This window comes from Mycobacterium sp. E3298, assembly GCF_001666895.1.
Lineage (GTDB): Bacteria > Actinomycetota > Actinomycetes > Mycobacteriales > Mycobacteriaceae > Mycobacterium.
The window spans coordinates 1-870 of record NZ_LZJB01000040.1 but is presented as its reverse complement, the minus strand read 5'-3'; the positions used below and the strand labels follow the sequence as shown (position 1 = coordinate 870).

Below are 870 nucleotides of genomic sequence, written 5' to 3'. Positions count from 1 at the left end.
TCGCCGTTGGTGAACTCGCCGATGGGGACGGTCAACGTCGTGGGGGAACCGCGCAGCCCCCAGCCGAGGCGGGCCAGGTCCCACACGTGGTCGCCGCGGTCAACGGTCAGGGCGTCGGCCACGGCGCGCGGCACCGCGTACCAGCGCCACGGATTGAGCCACACCGCCGGGCGGCCTGCGGCCTGCAGCAGCGCGGCCACAAACTGCCGCTGATTGACCATGCGGTCCAGGTCCGCTCGTGGGGTGGCGCGCGTCCTGACGTATCCAAGGGCGTTGCGGCCGTTGACTTTCTGGCAACCGGCGGGCAGGTCGATCCCGGCCAAGGGGTCGTTGAGCGGCGTCGTCGGACATATCGTCACCCCGCCGAGTGCGTCGACCACCCCGGCGAATCCGCCGAATCCGATTTCGGCGTAGTGGTCGAGGCGCAGCCCGGTGGCCTCCTCCACGGTCTGCGCCAGCAGGGATGCCCCGCCCAAGGAGAAGGCGGCGTTGATCTTGTCCTTGCCGTGGCCGGGGATCGGGACGTAGGAATCGCGCGGTATCGACACCAGCGTCACCCGCCCGCCGGACCACAACTCTGGCAGGTGCACCAGCAGGATGGTGTCGGTGCGGCTGCTGCCGATGTCGCCGCCGGTCGCCAGGTCCTCCTGCTGTTCGGGGCTGAGTCCTTGGCGGCTGTCCGAGCCCACCAGCAACCAGTTGGTGCCGCGGCCGGGCCCGGGTCGTCCGGGGTAGTCGGTGAGAATCTCGTCGCGGTGCAACCGGCTGTCGAACCAGACGGCCCCACAGACGACGGCGATCCCGGCCAGCAGCGAGCCGATCACCAGGATCGACGCCAGCGACCGGACCCACCGGCGCCAGCCGCGTCGG

Annotated in this window: 1 protein-coding gene; it reads right to left on the bottom strand. The window is 70.8% G+C overall.

Annotated elements, in window-relative coordinates; all coding sequences use genetic code 11:
- A partial coding sequence (locus A9X05_RS01605; RefSeq protein ID WP_231978215.1) for an LCP family protein occupies positions 1-870 on the bottom strand: 870 nt, incomplete at both ends.